Below are 16,046 nucleotides of genomic sequence, written 5' to 3' on the forward strand. Positions count from 1 at the left end.
AGCGGATGGACGACAACGCCAGCCAATTGAAGAAGTTCCAGAAGGAGCTGTCTGCCGGCACCGTGTCGCTGGTGCTGCTGGCGGTGCTGGGGCAGTCGCGCCAGCCGCTGTACGGCTACCAGATCGCCAAGCGGCTGGAGGAGGCGGGCGAGGGCGTGCTGGCCGGCAAGCAGAGCGCGCTGTACCCGGTGCTGCGCAACCTGGAGGGCGCCGGCCTCTTGGCCAGCGAGGTGGAGCCCTCGGTGAGCGGGCCGCCGCGCCGCTACTACCGCATCACGAAATTCGGCCGCGAGGTGCTGCGCGAGTGGATCGCCGCGTGGAACGCCAGCCGCGACTCCGTCGACAAGGTATTGCAGGGAGAACTGTGATGAATGCACCGTCCAGCAGGCCGCCGCGCACGATCGCGGAATACCTCGAACAGTTGCGCACCGCGCTGCGCGGCGCCGATCCCGCCCTGATCCAGGACGCGCTGTACGACGCCGAGGAGCACCTGCGCGCCGAGCTGTACGAACGCCCCGGCCGCGACGAGGCGGCGATGCTGGAGCACGTGGTGGAAAGCTACGGCGCGCCGGAGGAGGTGGCCGAGATCTACCGCGACCAGGAGATCAGGATCCAGCGCGCGCTGCGGCCGCCGCCGCCGCCCCGGCGCCGTTCCCTGGCCGGGCGTTTCTTCGGCGTGGCGGCTGATCCGCGCACCTGGGGCTCGCTGTTCTACCTGCTGCTGTCGCTGGCCACCGGCATCTTCTACTTCACCTGGGTGACGGTGGGGCTGTCGCTCTCGGCCGGCCTGTCGGTGCTGATCGTGGGCCTGCTGGTGGTGGTGCTGTTCTTCGCCACCGTGCGGGTGATCTCGCTGACGGAGGGGCGCATCGTGGAAACCATGCTGGGCGTGCGCATGCCGCGCCGGCCGGTCTATCCCGTGCAGGGCCAGGGACTGCTCAAGCGCATCGGCGCCATGTTCGCCGACGTGCACACCTGGACCACGCTCTGCTACATGTGGCTGATGCTGCCACTGGGCATCGCGTACTTCACCCTCATGGTCACCCTGCTTGCCGTATCGACGGCCTTCGTCATCTTCCCGGTCGCCATGTTGTTCCGCCGCGACTGGCTGGACAGCATCTACGTGGACCACTTGGTGATGGTGGACTGGGGCTACGGCCCGCACGTGCCCGGCTGGGGCGAGGTGGCGGCGATGTTCGTGCTCGGCGTGCTGCTGCTGTTCGCCACCCTGCACCTGGCGCGCGGGCTGGGCCGGGTGCACGGCTGCATCGCCAAACATATGCTGGTGCCGCGCCAGATGCGCGAGGGAGCGTGACATGAACGCCGTTTCGACCGACAACGTGCTCGCCCGTCTGGCCGGCGAGTGGGAAGGCGAGGAGACCATCGCCACCACGCGTTGGGGCGAGGGCGGGCCGGCGACCGGGCGCATCTCCGCCCGGCTCGACCTCGGTGGCCGCGCGCTGCTGCAGGACTACCGCGAGGAACGCGACGGCCGTCCCGCCCTGCAGGCGCATGCCGTGTTCACCGCCGGCCCCGAGCACGACCAGTACGCGCTGTACTGGTTCGACAGCTACGGCTTCGCGCCGGCACAGCCCGCGCCGGGCCACTGGGACGGACGCCGGCTGGTGTTCCTGCGCAGTTCGCCGCGCGGGCAGACGCGGCACAGCTACGAGCTGGTCGACGCCGGCACCTGGCGGCTGACGCTGGAAAGCTCCTTCGACGGCGGCGTGCGCTGGGAACCGGTGATGCAGGGCACCTACCACCGCGTCGCGTAGCCTGCCGGCCGCGCCCCTCCCCGTCGTGCAGGGGAGAAGGGTGGGATGCCTTTCGTCCGGTTGACCCCGCCGCCCCGGCTTCCTACGCTGCCCCGGCGCGCGCGTGCGCGCTCCATCGGGGAAACATCATGCGCATCCGCCGCTCCTGGCTTCCGGTTCTTTTGCTGGCGTCGATGGCCGCCTCCGCCGCCGACGCGCCGATCAGGGGCTTCCCGCCTGCGCTGCCCGCCGCCGACCTAGTGCTGCGCGACGCCAGCATCGCCACGCTCGATCCGCTGCAACCGCACGCACAGGCGCTGGCGGTGAAGGACGGCCGGATCGCCGCGCTGGGCAGCGACGAGGCCATCGCCCACTACATCGGCCCGCACACCGAGGTGCTGGACCTGCACGGCGCCTTCGTCACGCCCGGCTTCATCGAGGGCCACGGCCACCTGATGGACACCGGCGACTCGCTGATGCAGCTCAACGTGGGCATGGCGCCGAACTGGGACGCCATCGTGGCGATGGTCAAGTCCGCGGTGGCCAAGGCCAAGCCGGGCGAGTGGATCGTCGGCCAGGGCTGGCAGCAGAGCAAATGGAACAAGGTGCCGCAGCCCAACGTCGACGGCCTGCCGCTGCCGGCCAGCCTGGACGCGGTCTCGCCCGACAACCCCGTGCTGCTGGCGCATACCAGCGGCCATGCGATCTACGCCAATGCTGCGGCGCTGAAGCTCGCCGGCATCGGCCGCGACACGCCCGACCCCGTCGGCGGAACGATCGTGCGCGACGCCAGCGGCAACGCCATCGGCGCGCTGCGCGACACCGCGGGCGACGCGGTGTACGCCGCCTACAGCCGCTACCTGGCCAGCCTGCCGCCGCAGGAACTGGCCGCGCGCAAGGAGCAGTCGCTGAAGCTCGCGATGCAGAACGAGGTGAGCAAGGGCATCACCGGCTTCGTCGACATGGGCGAGGACTTCAAGACCATCGCCTGGATGAAACAGCAGGCCGCCAAGGGCTTCCCGCTGCGCCTGTACGTCAACGTCGGCGTGCTCGACGTCGCCAGCCTCGACAAGAACCTCGCCAAATACCGCACGATCGGCTACGCCGACGACCATTTCACCGTGCGCGGCGTGGGCGAGGACGTCTCCGATGGCGCGCTGGGCACGCACAGCGCGTGGTTCCTGAAGCCCTACGACGACGCACCGGGCGTCACCGGCAAGAACGTCACGCCGATGGCCACGCTGGCGCAGATCGCGCGCATCGCCGCGCGCGACGGCTTCCAGGTCTCGATCCACGCGATCGGCGACCGCGCCAACCGCGAGGTGCTGGACATGTACCAGCGGATCTTCGACGAATACCCCGCCGCGCATAACCTGCGCTGGCGCATCGAACATGCGCAGCACCTGGCGCCCTCCGACATCCCGCGCTTCGCGCAGATGGGCGTGATCGCCTCGATGCAGTCCATCCATGCCTGCTCGGACGCGCCCTACGTGGTGCCGCACCTGGGCGAGCAGCGCGCGAAGGAAGGCGCCTACGTGTGGCATACGCTGATCGACAGCGGCGCGATGGTACTGGACGGTAGCGATACCCCGGTGGAGGACACCAACCCCATCGCCGGCTTCTACTGCGCGGTGACGCGCGACAACGGCCGCGGCCAGCGCTTCTTCCCGGCCCAGGCGAAGACGCGGATGGAAGCCCTGCGCTCCTACACCTGGAACAACGCCTACGCCCTGTTCGAGGACCACCAGCTGGGCTCGCTGAGTCCCGGCAAGCGGGCCGACATGGTGGTGTTCTCCGGCAACCTGCTGACCATCCCCGACGACCAGATCCTGCGCACGCGGGTGCTCTACACCATCGTGGGCGGCAAGCTGGTCTACCAACGACCCGGCGCGGCGGCGTGGAAGAAGGGCGAGCTGTTCAAGCCGATGCCGGAGTTCGATCACGTGAACTGAATGAAACCACCATCCCAGGGCGGCGAGCTTCGGGCGGGTGCAGGATACGGCCGATGGCGGATGCCGCCGGCTCGGTGGCTGTGTTCATTCCTGCCTGACGGTAGAGTCTGCTGCCACCGACGCACAGGCATGCCTGGACGCTGACGCAATTTCGGGACGGTTCCACGGTAGCCGAACAGGCGACTACGGGCTGCACCGTTGCGCGTCATGCGCCAAGGGGTTCAGAAGGTATTGATCCTCGTGTAGGTTGCAGCTGCGCGACGCGCCAGCTTCGTGCAATGGAATGGAACGCGCAGGCCGGAGGCCCGGCTTTCCGTCGGATTTTTCAAGGAGATCGGATGAAAAAGCACGCTGTATGGCTGGCCATGGCCTTCTCCCTCGCGCCCTTCGGCGCTTCGGCACAGGTGCCCCTGCTCTGGTGCAACGGCTGTTCGCAACAGCAAGAGGGGCGCGCCGCTGCCCAGGAACTCGACAAGGAAAACACCGATCCGACGGCTCCGGCGCGGGACATGATCTATGTCGGAAACAATGGCGCCATCCACAAATATGCCGTCTTCGTGGGAAGCCGGATCGGGGAATCCAGTTGCGGCGACGATGGCATGCCGCGGTGGACTGCCGTCCCGATGGCCGTGGAACCCAGGGTGCAGGCGGCGTTCAATGACCTGATGGCGTTCTACAACACGGCTCCCGTGGGTTGGACGAAGACCTTCACGGTCAAGATCATGGCGCCTGCCCGGGCCATGCCCACCGACGAAGGCATGGCCTCGCCGAGGGCGCGCGCGGAAGAACGGAAACACCGCTAGCACGAACGCCACGTGGTGGCCCGCGCGAATTCACACCAGTCGCAGATCCCGCGGCCTCGCCTGCGGAAACACCGTCTGCAGCTGGCCGGGGGCCAGGCTCCACAATCGGGCGAACAGCCCGCCCAGCACGTCGCGGTAGTCGTTGAGCACCGGGTAGTCGCGGTTCTGCAGCAGGTTCCGCGGATTCACCGCGAGCTGTTCGCCGGCAAGGCGGCCGCCGGCGACGCGGCCGCCCAGCACCCAGTGCACGGTGCCGTGGCCGTGGTCGGTGCCATGGTCGCCGTTCTCGCGGAAGGTACGGCCGAACTCGGACAGCACCACCACCGTGGCGTCGTTCCAGGCATCGCCCAGCGCGTCGGCGTAGGCGGCCAGGCCCTCGCCGAGGTTCTTCAGGTTGTTGGCGAGGCCGCCCCTGGTGCTGCCCTGGTTGACGTGGGTGTCCCAGCCGCCCACGTCGACGAAGCCGAGCCGGTAGCGGTCGCGCATCAGGGTGGCGATGCGCCGCGTCTCGGCGGCGAAGTTGCGCGCGCTGGGCGCGCCGCGGCTGGCCGCCACCATCTCGTGGCGCAGGTCGGCGGAGACGGTTCTGGGCAGGGCGAGGCCGTCGGCGCTGGCCTGGGCCAGCGCCGTGCCCTTGTACATGCCGGCGAGGATCGCCGCCTGGCGTTCGTTGAAGTGCGCCTTGGGGTCGGCCTTCAGCGAGATGTTGGGAATGTCGCGTGCGGCGCCCTGGAAGGAGAGCGGCAGGTTGTCGGTGAAGGCGATCGCCGGCACGCCGGCGAGCAGGCCGGAAAGCCGCGCCAGGAAGCCGGAGCGTTCGCCGGCCTCATGGCCCAGCGGTTCGCCGCGCTCGATATGGTCCTGGGTTTCGAAGTGGCTGCGCGAGAGGTCGTTCGTGCCCGCGAAGGGGACGAAGGCGAGCTGCTTCTTCCGCCACAGCGGGTACAGCGAGTCGCGCACGACCGGGCTGAGGCCCCAGTCCGCGTCCAGCGCCACGGCGCTGTCGGGATTGCCGGCGTCGGGTTTCGCGATGGCGAGGGTAGGGCGCGATTCGTAGTAGAAGTCGCTGCCGCACGGCACCAGCAGGTTGTTGCAGTCGTAGCCGCCGCGCAGGAACACCAGCAGGAAGCGCGGCGAGCTCGCGGGCGCGGCGAACAGCCGGCCGGTGAACGACAGCGTGGAAGCGGCGGCCGCGCCGGCGGCGGCAAGCAGGAATTCGCGGCGGTTCATGGCCATACCTCGGCGACATGGGTTTGCCCCTCCCCCCGCATGCAGGGGGAGGTTGGGAGGGGGTAGAGCTTTTGCGTGTAAGAGCACCCCTCCCCAAGCCTCCTCCCGGATCGAGTCCGGGACAGGCTCTGCATGCAGGGGAGGGAGCCGGATGCGGCAATGGGTAGGACGGGGTAGCTCATCGATAATTGAAGTCGGGCGAAGACAGCAGGAAGGTGTTCCACTCCATCGGCGATCTGGCTTGCGCCAGCGCATGGCGGGTGGCCTCGGAGAGGCGTGGCGCGATCGCATCGCGGTAGGTCGCGGAGCCTTGCAGGTCCGGCGCTCGGGGCGGTGGGGCATTCGCCGCAGGCGTGCTGCCATCGCCGTCGGCGAACAGCCGGTTGCGACCGCTGCCGATCACGCGGGCGAAGTCGAAGCGCTTGCTCAACTGGCCCGAGCCGGTCCAGCTCGCCGAATCCAGCGGCCAGCCGTCGGGCGTGACGCGGCCGTACAGCGGCTCGCCCATCTGGCGCAGCCAGTTCACCAGCGGCGCAGCGTCGGAGACCGGCCGGCCGTCGTAGGCCAGTCGCATCGCCGAGACCAGGAAGCGCATCGGATCCTTGAACTTGCGTCCGTCCGGGGCGGCGGCGTCCTTCGACAGGAACATCGTGCGCAGCACCGCGGCGATGTCGCCGTCGGTGCGCCGGAACGTGCGAGCCATCGCATCCACCAGGGCGGGCGAGGGCTGGTCGGCGATGAAATATTCGGCCAGCTGCCGCGATATGAAACGGGCGCAGGCAGGCTGGTGCACGATGAGGTCCACCGCCTGTGCGATCTCGGCGTAGCCGCTGCCCTCGATGGTATGGCCGAGGAAGGTCTTGTCGCCGAAGTCGTGCTGGTTCGGGTTGAAGCGGAACAGGCCGTCGCGCACGACCCCGGGACGTCCGCGGCCGAAGCGGCCGCCGCGCATCGCCGGCTTCGGCGGCAGCAGACCGGCGCCGGTGAGCACGCGCATCAGCTGCTGCACGTCGGCCTGGGTGTAGCCCGAGCCCACGCCCAGCGTGTGCAGTTCCATCAGCTCGCGCGCGTAGTTCTCGTTGGTCCTGCCCTTGACGTTGTGCACGTTGTCGAGGAACACCAGCATGGCCGGGCTCTGCAGCGTGGCCATCACCAGGTCCCTGAACTTGCCCAGCGCGCGCGGGCGGATCACGCGCTCCTCGTAGTCGGCGGCGAACACGCGCACGGGTCCCTTGCCGGCGTAGACGCTGAAGTGGTTGAGCCAGAACCACACCATCTGCTCCTTCAACTGGTCGCCGCCGTAGACCGCGTGCAGCAGCTCCGCCTGCGCGGCCTGCCGGTAGAGGTCGCGGCGGTACTCCGCGATGGCTTTCCTTGCCGCATCCTTGGCGGCGCCGGCGGGCGTGTCCTTGTATCGCTTCGCCCGCGCGCGGTAGTCGGCCAGCAGCGCGGGGAGCGGCGTGTCCACCACCGGGAGGGCGCGGATCTGCGCGGCCACCTGCGGCGGCAGCGTGTCGTCGGCGCCGGCCAGTTGTCCGTCGAGGAAGCGCGTGCGGCCCAGCCGGCGGTAGCGGTCCAGCGTGGCGCTGTCCAGGCCAAAGCCGTCGCGGCGCAGCCAGGCGATGTCCGAAAGGCTCAAGCCGTCCATTTTCGCGGTGGCCGTGGGGGCGGGCATGCGCTGCTGCGGCGTGGTCTGGCCGGCGCAGGCCAGCGCCGACAGGCATCCCAGCAACAGGCCTGGCACGAGGCCATGGCGACGTATCGGTGCGGCGGGCATGTGTCCGTTCTCCGGCGAGGGCCAGTTGCTCCAACGGGAAAGAAGCTGCGCGGTCGACAGGCGGCAAGTATTTGCGATAGTTCGTTTCATGGGGATTCATGCAGTTTTCAACGGGGATGGAATCCCGGCGGGCTGGCTTGCCGGCCGGTTTGGGCAACTGCAATATGGCGACGGATTCCGACCGGGAGTGAACATGGCACGCATGGCTTGGCTCGGTGGGCTGGCGGCTTTGGGACTGGTCTCGTCCGCGCTGGCGTCGGGAGCGCCGGATGCGACGCAGGCGCAGCGTTATTTCGAGACGATGCAGCGCCAGTGCATCGCCGACCATGGCAAGCTGTGGGGCGTGAGCTTGTGCGGACCGGTGATGTTCGTCGACCCGGTGACGCGTCGCGTGGTCGCCAATCAGGCTGATCCAAAGGGGGCGCTGAAATCCGACCATGGCGTGTATGTGGGCGTATTGCCGCCGGATGTACTGATCGCCAATACCAGCATCGAATGGGAAGGCGTGCGCTGGATCCAGATGCTGTGGCCAGTGGCCGGCGACGAGGCGTCACGACGCACGCTGTTCGCGCACGAAGCCTTCCACCGTATCCAGCCGCAGGTGCTGCCGATCGTGGCGGGTGGCGACAACGTGCAACTGGATACCGAGCAGGGTCGCTACACCATGCTGCTGGAGTGGCGCGCGCTGGCAGCGGCCTTGCAGGCGTCCGACGATGCCGACCGTCGCGCGAGGATTGTCGACGCGCTGCTGTTCCGCGCCGAGCGCTACCGCCTGTTCCCCAAGGCGGCTGCCAGCGAGAACGCGCTGGAACGGAACGAGGGAGTGGCTGAATACACTGGCGTGACGGTGGGTAACGGTACGCCGTCGACACGGGTGGCAATGGCCTTGAAAGACATCCGGACGCATGCAGATGACCCCAGCCTGGTGCGTTCCTTCGCTTACGCCACCGGTCCTGCCTATGGCCTGCTGCTGGACCGCTATGCACCGCACTGGCGCAAGACGCTGCGACAAGGCGATGCCAGTCTGCCCCAGCTACTGGCCTCAGCCTTGCGCTTGCCTGCCGCGCAGCCCTCCGCAGCCGGGATCGAACAGCACGCAGCACGCTACGGCGGCGCGGCCTTGCTCTCCTCGGAACAACAACGTGCGCATGAACACCAGCAATTGCTGGATCGCTACAAGGCCGCCCTGGTGAATGGCCCGGTGCTGGCGATCCGGCTGCTGCACATGCACGTGCAGTTCAACCCGAATACTGTGCTGTCGCTCGGCCAAGCCGGCACCGTGTACCCGCATCTCAAGATCATTGACGACTGGGGCACGCTGGAAGCGGAGCGGGGCGCTCTGCTTCGCGGCGACTGGAGGCTGGTCACGGTGAGCGCGCCGGCCGCACAAGATGGCACGAACGTACATGGCGCGGGGTGGCAGTTGAAGCTCAAGCCCGGCTGGACACTGGTGCCGGGCCCCCGGCACGGTGACTGGACCTTGCGCCAAGCCAGCGCGGCGCACTGACGCACCGCGCCCGGCCCGGTACCATGCCCAGCCCATGAGCAAGACCTACGACCGCGCCTATTTCGACAAGTGGTACCGCGACAGCGCGCACGCGGTGGGCTCGGCCGCCGCACTGAAACGCAAGGTGGCGCTGGCGGTGGCGCAGGCCGAGTACTACCTCGGCCGGCCGCTGCGCAACGTGCTCGACGTGGGCTGCGGCGAAGGCGCCTGGCGCGCGCCGCTGCGCGCGCTGCGGCCCGGCGTGGACTACCGCGGGCTGGATGCCAGCGAGTACGCGGTGGCGCGCTATGGCCGCAGCCGCAACATCGGCCTGGCGCGCTTCGGCCAGCTGGAGCACCTGCGTTTCGACACGCGCTTCGACCTGATCGTGTGCAGCGACGTGCTGCATTACCTGAAGCCGGCGGAGTTGCGTGCCGGCCTGGCCGGCATCGCCGAGATGGTCGAAGGCGTGGCCTTCCTCGAGGTGTTCACCAGCCGGGACGGCGTGGACGGCGACCTGGAGGGCTTCCACCACCGTTCGCCGGACTGGTACCTGCGCTGCTTCGCCGACGCCGGCCTGCTGCCGTGCGGCTCGCACTGCTACCTCGCGCCGCGGCTGGGGCGGCGCATCGCGGCGCTGGAGCTGGCGAGTGCGCCGCGTCCCGCGGCCACGCGCACGAAGGGCTGACGGTCACCGGGCGTTGCCGGGCTTCGCATCTACGCCGGCTGGCGACGGGCGAGCGGCGCCAGGAGGCCGTGAACAGGCTCTCAGACCAGGGTGACGTCGACGCCGGCGTTGCGCAGCGCCTCGACCGTCTCGGCCGGCGCGCTGGTGTCGGTGATCACGCGGTGCAGCTTCTCGACCGGGGTGATGACGGACAGGCTGCGCTGGCCCAGCTTGGTGGCGTCCAGCACCGCCACCGTCTCGCGCGAGACGCGGATCATCAGTGCGTTGAGCGAGGCTTCCAGCGGGTCGGGCGTGGTCACGCCCACGCGCGGGTCGAGGCCGTCCACGCCCAGGAACAGGCGGTCGGCGGAGAGCTTGGCCAGCGCCTGCTCGGCGTCGGGGCCGACCAGCGAGTAGGAGGTCTGGCGCAGCATGCCGCCCAGCATCATCACCCGCACATGCGGCACGTTGGACAGTTCCAGCGCGATGTTCAGCGCGTTGGTGATCACGGTGAGCGATTCCAGCTTGCGCTGGCGCAGCTGGCGCGCGATCTCGGCGGTGGTGGAGCCGGAGTCGAGGATGATCGTCTCGCCGTCGCGCACCAGCTCGGCGGCGGCCTGGCCGATGCGCAGCTTCTGCGCGTGGCGGCGGGTTTCCTTGATGTTGAGCGGGGTGTCGTTGGACACCGGCGTGTGCACCGGCAGCGCGCCGCCGTGCGAGCGGGCGATGGCGCCGGCGCGTGCCAGCGCCTCCAGGTCGGCGCGGATGGTCACCGCCGAGGTGCCGAATGCCTGCGCCAGTTCCTCCACCGTGGCGCGGCCCTGCTTGCCCACCAGGTCGACGATCAGGCGCCGGCGTTCCTCCACCAGCAGGCGAGGGCGGGGCTTGGCGGGCTTGGCTTTGGTCATGGGTTCAGGCGCAGCAATCGGGCGGCGTTGTCGTGATAGACCTTGCGCAGGATGGCGTCCGGCAGCTTCAGGCCGTAGATCGACCAGCGCCCCTGCGGCGGTACCGGGGAGGGAGCATAGTCGAAATACTCGTCCTCGGTCTCCAGGAAACGGTAGTAGATCTCGTACAGGGCGTCGCCGAACAGCTGCTGGGGCACGTCGTCGCCCCACGGCGAGGGCACCGCATCGGTGCCGAACAGGATGCGGTCCTGGAAGCGGTCGAAGAAGCGCTGCGCGATGCGCGGCTGGCGGCCCAGTTCGCCGATGCGGGCGCTGATGTCCACCAGGGTATTGGGGAAGCGCTCCAGGCAGTCGCTGACGGCGGCCAGGTTCTCGGCGTTGTTGCCCACGTGCAGCAGCACGAAGGTGGTGCCCGGGTGGCGCGCGATCATGCGGTTGCGCGCGTCGATCAGCTCCTGGTGGCCGGGGAACGCCGGGCCGTAGAACGACCAGTCCGGGTGGTTGGCCAGCTCCTCGTAGCGCTCGTTCGCGCCGTCGGTGGGCAGGAAGAACGCCTCCGGGTCGGACACGTGCAGGAACACCGGCATGCCGTGGGCGGCGCAGGCTTCCCACATCGGGTCGAAGCGGCGGTCGTCGACGCCGACCAGCGGGCCCTCGTCGATGCGCTCGCGCAGGTACAGGCCCAGCGTCTTCAGCAGCTTCAGGCCGCGCGCGCCCGCGCGGCTGGCGTGCCCGATCGCCTCGGCCTGGCGCTGCGGGTAGTCCGCTTCGGGGAACAGTTCGAACGAGGGCTCGGTGAGGGTAAGGAAACGCCCCGGCGCGGCGCGATCGAACAGGCGGATGCTTTCCTCCAGCCCCTTGCCGACGCCGCCGGTGAGGTTGACCAGGGTGCGCACGCCCTTGCGGTCCATCACCGGCAGCAGTTCCTCCGGCGTGCTGAACACGGTGATCTCCTCGCCCACCGACACGCCGTTGCGCACGTTCTTCGACCAGGTGAGGTGGGCGTGCACGTCGATCACCGGGAAGCGCGGCCGCTCGATGCGGGTCTGCGGCACGCGCAGCATGCTGCGCGGTTTGAAGTCCTTCAGGCGCAGCTCGCCCTTGCTGGCATCGGGGGCGGTCTGCAGCGGGTTCTTGCCGCCGGCCTCGATGCGCACCGTGCCGGCCCCGGTGGGCGGGGCGCAGCAGAGGCAGGATTTCTGGTGCTGCTTCAATCGAATGACTCGCTTCTTGCGTTCGCTTCCTCTCCCCCGGCCCTGATTTCATTTGGGGGAGAGGATTGAGGTGAGGGGCGGGTGCTCGCGGCAAGGATGCTAGTGCAAGCTGCTCCGTTGGGGGTATGCCGCGAGGTTGGCCCCTCACCCCAACCCTCTCCCCGGAGGGGAGAGGGAGCAAAGCATGGGCGCCTTCGCGAGCCGGGCCCCTCCGGAAGTGCGGCTAGCGCGGGTGCTTCGCCATGATGTCGTGCACCTGCCGGACCAGCGCCACCGCCTGGTCGAACGGGCGCAGCCACATGTTGCGGCCGAACATCACGCCGCTGGCGCCGCTCTGCATGTAGTGCTCCACCTTGCGCAGCACGACCGCGTCGTCGTCGTTCTTCTCGCCGCCGGAAAACAACACCATGGTGCGGCCGGCCGAGCGCACCACGCGGGCGCAGCGGGCGGCGGAGTCTTCCTGCAGCGTGTCGTAGGGCGCCGGCACGTTGGCCACGCTGTCGTTCGGCTCGTGCAGCTTGACGATGTCCGCGCCCAGCTCCAGCGCCACGCGCGCGGCGTAGTCCTGCGCGTAGAGCGTGTTGGTGCCGCCCTTGGCATTGACGGCACTGCCACGCGGGTAGGACCAAAGCACCAGCGGCATGCCGTAGCGCTCGCAGTCCTGGCGCACCTTCTCGAACTGGCGGAATTCGTCGTGCTGGCGCGGCGAGCCGACGTACAGGGTGTAGCCCACCGCGTCGGCGCCCAGGCGCACGGCGTCCTCCACCGAGGCGAACAGCGGCGAGGTGGCTTCGGCATCGCTGGGGATGTTGGTCTTGCCGTTGAGCTTGAGGATCAGCGGCACGCGGCCGCAGTACTCGGTCATGTACTTCTCGGCCAGGCCGATGCCCAGCGCGATGGCGGAAAAGCCGCCGGCCGCGGCCAGTTCGAACTGGTAGGCCGGGTCCACCGCGGGCGGATGGGGGAAGAAATCGGTCGGGCCGTGCTCCAGGCCCTGGTCCAGCGGCAGCACCAGCAGGCTGCCGTTGCGCGGACCGTTGCCGTACAACAGGCGCCACAGGCGTGTCCGCTTGCCATGCGAAAGGGGGAGTCGTGAGAACTTTTCGGAAACTTGTGAAGGTACTTGTAAGTTCTGTTTCATTTCGAATACGCTGGGCTGGTGGACGAATAGCTTCACATTCGGACGAAATCGACCAAATGTCAATACTCGAAAGAAAAACGAAATCAATCGACAGTTTTGCCGTCCTGGAAGCGGCTGCCCCGGCCGTGCAGCGCGAGCGTGGCTATGCCGACACCCTGCGCGAAATCCTACAGCAGCCGGCCACCTGGCAAGCCACGGCGGCACGGCTGCGCGAGCCGTCGGTGCGCGCGCAATTGCAGGCGGTGCTGACGCCCCGTCCCGCCTACGTCGTGCTGACCGGCTCGGGCAGTTCGATCTATGCCGGCGAGTGCATCGCGCCGGACCTGCAGCAGACGCTGGGCGTGCCGGTGCTGGCGATTCCCGCGGGCACCCTGCTCACGCATCGCCGCGCGTTGCCGCCGGGCGGCGGCCTGCTGGTCTCGATCGCGCGCTCCGGCGACAGCCCGGAAAGCGCGGGCGTGGTCGACCAGTTGCTGGCGCATGCGCCGGAGTGGAACCACCTGGCCATCACCTGCAACGCCGACGGCAAGCTCGCCACGCAGTATCGGGACGCGCCGCGCTACGCCGCGCTGGTGCTGGACGAGCGCACCAACGACCGCAGCCTGGTGATGACCAGCAGTTTCACCAACCTGGTGCTGGCCGGCAGCGCGCTGGGCGGTCGCGCCGACGAGGCCGGGTGGCAGGACGGCGTGAAGCGCCTCGCCGGCTGCGTGCAGCAGGTATTCGAGCACCGGTCCGATGCGTTGGCGGCCATCGCGTATCGCGATGTCGACCAGGTCGTGTACCTCGGCAGCGGTGGCGCGCTGGGCGCCGCGCACGAGGCCGCGCTGAAGATGCTGGAGATGACCGGCGGCCGCGTGACCACGATGGCCGAGACCTTCCTCGGGCTGCGCCACGGCCCCATGTCCAGCCTCGACGAAAACACCCTCGTGGTGGCCTACCTCTCGCCCGACCCGGCGGTGCGCGCCTATGAATACGACCTGCTGCGCGAACTCACCCGCAAGCGGCTGGGCATGGTGCGCGTGCTGGTGGGCGAGGGCATCGCCGGCGACGTGATCGGCGCGCAGGACGTGGCGGTGGACCTGCAGGGCCTGCACGCCGCGGACGACGCGCTGCCGCTGCTGGCCGACGTGGCCGTGGGCCAGGTGCTGGCGTTCTTCCGTTGCCTCGCCCTGGGCGGCAAGCCCGACGCGCCGGCGCAAGGCGTGCTCACCCGCGTGGTGGAGGCCTTCGCGCTGCACGCGGGAGGCGCGGCGTGAAACGCATCCTCGTCGCCGGCGAACTCAACGTCGACCTGGTGTTCCGGGACTGCCAGTCGTTCCCCGTGCCGGGATGCGAAGTGCTGGCCGAGGACGCGCGGCTCGTGCCCGGCAGTTCCTCGATGATCTGCGCGATGGGCCTGGCGCGGCTGGGCAACCCGGTGGCCTTCGCCGGCAAGGCAGGCGCGGATCCCTGGGGCGATTTCTGCGTGTCGGCGCTGCAGGAGGCCGGCATCGACGTGGCCGCGGTGCAGCGCGACGCCGCGCTGCGCACCGGCATCACCGCCTCGTTCTCCACCCGCAGCGATCGCGCGCTGGTCACCTTCGCCGGCGCCATCGGTGCGCTGCGCGCCGACGACATCGGCGACGAATCGCTGGCGGGCGCCGACCACCTGCACGTGTCGTCGTATTACCTGCAGCGCGCGCTGCGGCCGGACCTCGAGTCGCTGTTCGCGCGCGCCCGCGCGCACGGCCTGGGCACGTCGCTCGACCCGGGCTTCGATCCCGAACAGCGCTGGGGCGACGCATGGCCGAGCCTGCTTTCCGGGGTCGACCTGTTCCTGCCCAATGACGTGGAGTTCGCCGCCATCAGCGGCCGCGCATCGGTGCTCGATGGCCTGCGTGCGCTGGACAACGGCCACACCCGCATCGTGGTGAAGCGCGGCCGCCAGGGGTGCGTGGCGCTGGACGACGACGGCCGGCTGCTCGAGTCGCCGGCCTTCGCGCTGGACGCGGTGGACAGTACCGGCGCCGGCGACTCCTTCGACGCCGGCTTCCTGCACGCCTGGCTGCGCGGGATGCCGCTGGCGGAGGCCATGCGCTGGGGCAACGCCTGCGGCGCGCTTTCCACGCGCGGCGTGGGCGGCACGGCGAGGCAGGCCGACGCGGGCGAGGTGCGGGCACTGCTGGAGGCCGCGCCGTGATCACCGTGCTCGGCATCAACACCGCCATCGACCACCTGATGCAGGTGGGCGAGCTGCGCCTGGGCGAAGTCAACCGCACCATGCACGAGCAGGTGCTGCCGGGCGGCAAGGGCCTGCACGTGGCGCAGACCATCGCCGCGCTGCGCGAGCCGGTGCAACTGATCGGGCTGGTCGACGCCGCGCACCGCAACCTCACCGCGCGCCGCATGAGTGAACGCGGCGTGCTGTTCCACGGCGTGGAGATCGATGCGCCACTGCGCCACTGCATCGCGCTGCGCGACGCGCACGGACGGATCACCGAGGTGCTGGGGCAGGGGCCGGAACTGGACGGACGCGACCGGGCGGCGCTGCAGCGCGCCTTCCTGCGCGCGCTGGAAGAAAGCGACCTGGTGGTGCTCTCCGGCAGCCTGCCGCGCGGCTTCGCTGCCGACACCTACGCCGAACTCGCGCAGCAGGTGCGCGCCGCCGGCAAGCGCTGCCTGGTCGACGCCAGCGGCGACGTGCTGCGGTGGGCGGTGTCGGCGCAACCCTACCTGCTGAAGCCGAACCGCGACGAGGCGGAAGCCTTGTTCGGCCGCGCCATCGCCGGCGTCGACGCCGCCGTCGCCGCGCTGCGCGAACTGCGCGCACAAGGCGTGGCGATGCCGGTGTTGAGCCTGGGCGCGCTGGGCGCGGTGGGCATGGACGACAGCGGCGCATGGCATGCGTCGGTCGAGCCGGGGCAGGTGCGCAACACGGTCGGCTCGGGCGACTGCTTCCTGGCCGGCATGGCGGTGGCGATCGCGCGCGACCAGTCGTTGCGCGAGGCCCTGCGGCTGGCGGTGGCCTGCGGCGCCGCCAACGCCATGGAAGTGGAAACCGGATACGTACGCACGGACCAGGTCGAGGCATTGCTCGGCCGGGTCCGGGTGGAGGAGTGGACACGTTGAGTG

The 16,046-nt window shown here is 69.5% G+C and carries 15 protein-coding genes; 10 read left to right on the forward strand and 5 right to left on the reverse strand.

Annotated features, from left to right (window positions below):
- Positions 1–5: 5 nt before the first annotated feature.
- From QMK61_RS14570 to QMK61_RS14590, 5 genes are all read left to right on the forward strand, one after another.
- Positions 6–368 carry a PadR family transcriptional regulator gene (locus QMK61_RS14570; RefSeq protein WP_302072954.1) on the forward strand — a complete coding sequence of 121 codons (363 nt, stop codon included), beginning with the start codon at positions 6–8 and terminating at the stop codon, positions 366–368.
- Positions 368–1,315 carry a sensor domain-containing protein gene (locus QMK61_RS14575; protein ID WP_302072955.1) on the forward strand — a complete coding sequence of 316 codons (948 nt, stop codon included), beginning with the start codon at positions 368–370 and terminating at the stop codon, positions 1,313–1,315. The genes QMK61_RS14570 and QMK61_RS14575 overlap by 1 nt, the downstream gene beginning before the upstream one ends.
- Before the next feature lies 1 nt (position 1,316).
- Complete coding sequence (locus tag QMK61_RS14580; protein ID WP_302072956.1) at positions 1,317–1,775, forward strand: DUF1579 family protein; 459 nt, start codon at positions 1,317–1,319, stop codon at positions 1,773–1,775.
- Positions 1,776–1,903: 128 nt separating this feature from the next.
- Positions 1,904–3,706, forward strand: a complete 1,803-nt coding sequence (locus QMK61_RS14585) for an amidohydrolase (RefSeq protein ID WP_302072957.1) — start codon at positions 1,904–1,906, stop codon at positions 3,704–3,706.
- A gap of 338 nt (positions 3,707–4,044) precedes the next feature.
- Complete coding sequence (locus QMK61_RS14590) at positions 4,045–4,509, forward strand: hypothetical protein (RefSeq protein ID WP_302072958.1); 465 nt, start codon at positions 4,045–4,047, stop codon at positions 4,507–4,509.
- Positions 4,510–4,539: 30 nt separating this feature from the next.
- Here the strand turns inward: QMK61_RS14590 and QMK61_RS14595 are convergent, their stop codons facing one another.
- Together QMK61_RS14595 and QMK61_RS14600 are read right to left on the reverse strand one after the other, a co-directional pair.
- Entirely contained in the window at positions 4,540–5,739 is a 1,200-nt protein-coding gene (locus QMK61_RS14595; protein ID WP_302072959.1) for a DUF1501 domain-containing protein, read from the reverse strand.
- Between the two features lie 178 nt (positions 5,740–5,917).
- Complete coding sequence (locus QMK61_RS14600) at positions 5,918–7,516, reverse strand: DUF1800 domain-containing protein (protein WP_302072960.1); 1,599 nt, start codon at positions 7,514–7,516, stop codon at positions 5,918–5,920.
- A 193-nt stretch (positions 7,517–7,709) separates the two neighbouring features.
- Here QMK61_RS14600 and QMK61_RS14605 point away from each other — a divergent pair, with 193 nt between their 5' ends.
- Positions 7,710–9,023: a hypothetical protein gene (locus QMK61_RS14605; protein WP_302072961.1), complete on the forward strand. Its 1,314-nt coding sequence runs from the start codon at positions 7,710–7,712 to the stop codon at positions 9,021–9,023.
- Positions 9,024–9,057: 34 nt separating this feature from the next.
- Positions 9,058–9,690 (forward strand): class I SAM-dependent methyltransferase, encoded by a 633-nt coding sequence (locus tag QMK61_RS14610; RefSeq protein ID WP_302072962.1) that lies wholly within the window; start codon positions 9,058–9,060, stop codon positions 9,688–9,690.
- Positions 9,691–9,770: 80 nt separating this feature from the next.
- On the opposite strand, the gene agaR is transcribed toward QMK61_RS14610, so the two are convergent.
- The 3 genes from agaR to QMK61_RS14625 form a co-directional block, all read right to left on the reverse strand.
- Positions 9,771–10,577, reverse strand: coding sequence for a transcriptional repressor AgaR (gene agaR, locus QMK61_RS14615; RefSeq protein WP_302072963.1), 807 nt, complete (start codon positions 10,575–10,577; stop codon positions 9,771–9,773).
- Complete coding sequence (locus QMK61_RS14620; protein ID WP_302072964.1) at positions 10,574–11,791, reverse strand: amidohydrolase family protein; 1,218 nt, start codon at positions 11,789–11,791, stop codon at positions 10,574–10,576. The genes agaR and QMK61_RS14620 overlap by 4 nt, the downstream gene beginning before the upstream one ends.
- Positions 11,792–12,014: 223 nt before the next feature.
- The gene (locus QMK61_RS14625; RefSeq protein WP_302072965.1) at positions 12,015–12,839 is read right to left on the reverse strand and encodes a fructose-bisphosphate aldolase; all 825 of its coding nucleotides are present in this window, start codon (positions 12,837–12,839) and stop codon (positions 12,015–12,017) included.
- Between the two features lie 218 nt (positions 12,840–13,057).
- Here QMK61_RS14625 and QMK61_RS14630 point away from each other — a divergent pair, with 218 nt between their 5' ends.
- Genes QMK61_RS14630 through QMK61_RS14640 form a run of 3 tightly spaced genes read left to right on the forward strand, consistent with a single transcriptional unit; the run spans position 13,058 to position 16,043 of the window.
- On the forward strand, positions 13,058–14,191 hold the full coding sequence (locus tag QMK61_RS14630) for a tagatose-6-phosphate ketose isomerase (protein WP_302072966.1): 1,134 nt from the start codon (positions 13,058–13,060) through the stop codon (positions 14,189–14,191).
- Complete coding sequence (locus QMK61_RS14635; RefSeq protein WP_302072967.1) at positions 14,188–15,114, forward strand: carbohydrate kinase family protein; 927 nt, start codon at positions 14,188–14,190, stop codon at positions 15,112–15,114. The genes QMK61_RS14630 and QMK61_RS14635 overlap by 4 nt, the downstream gene beginning before the upstream one ends.
- Positions 15,111–16,043 carry a 1-phosphofructokinase family hexose kinase gene (locus QMK61_RS14640; protein WP_302072968.1) on the forward strand — a complete coding sequence of 311 codons (933 nt, stop codon included), beginning with the start codon at positions 15,111–15,113 and terminating at the stop codon, positions 16,041–16,043. Before QMK61_RS14635 ends, QMK61_RS14640 begins: the two co-directional genes overlap by 4 nt.
- The last annotated feature ends 3 nt before the right edge of the window (positions 16,044–16,046 follow it).

It is taken from the genome of Fulvimonas sp. R45, from assembly GCF_030504985.1.
In the GTDB taxonomy this organism is placed as follows: Bacteria; Pseudomonadota; Gammaproteobacteria; order Xanthomonadales; family Rhodanobacteraceae; genus Rhodanobacter_A.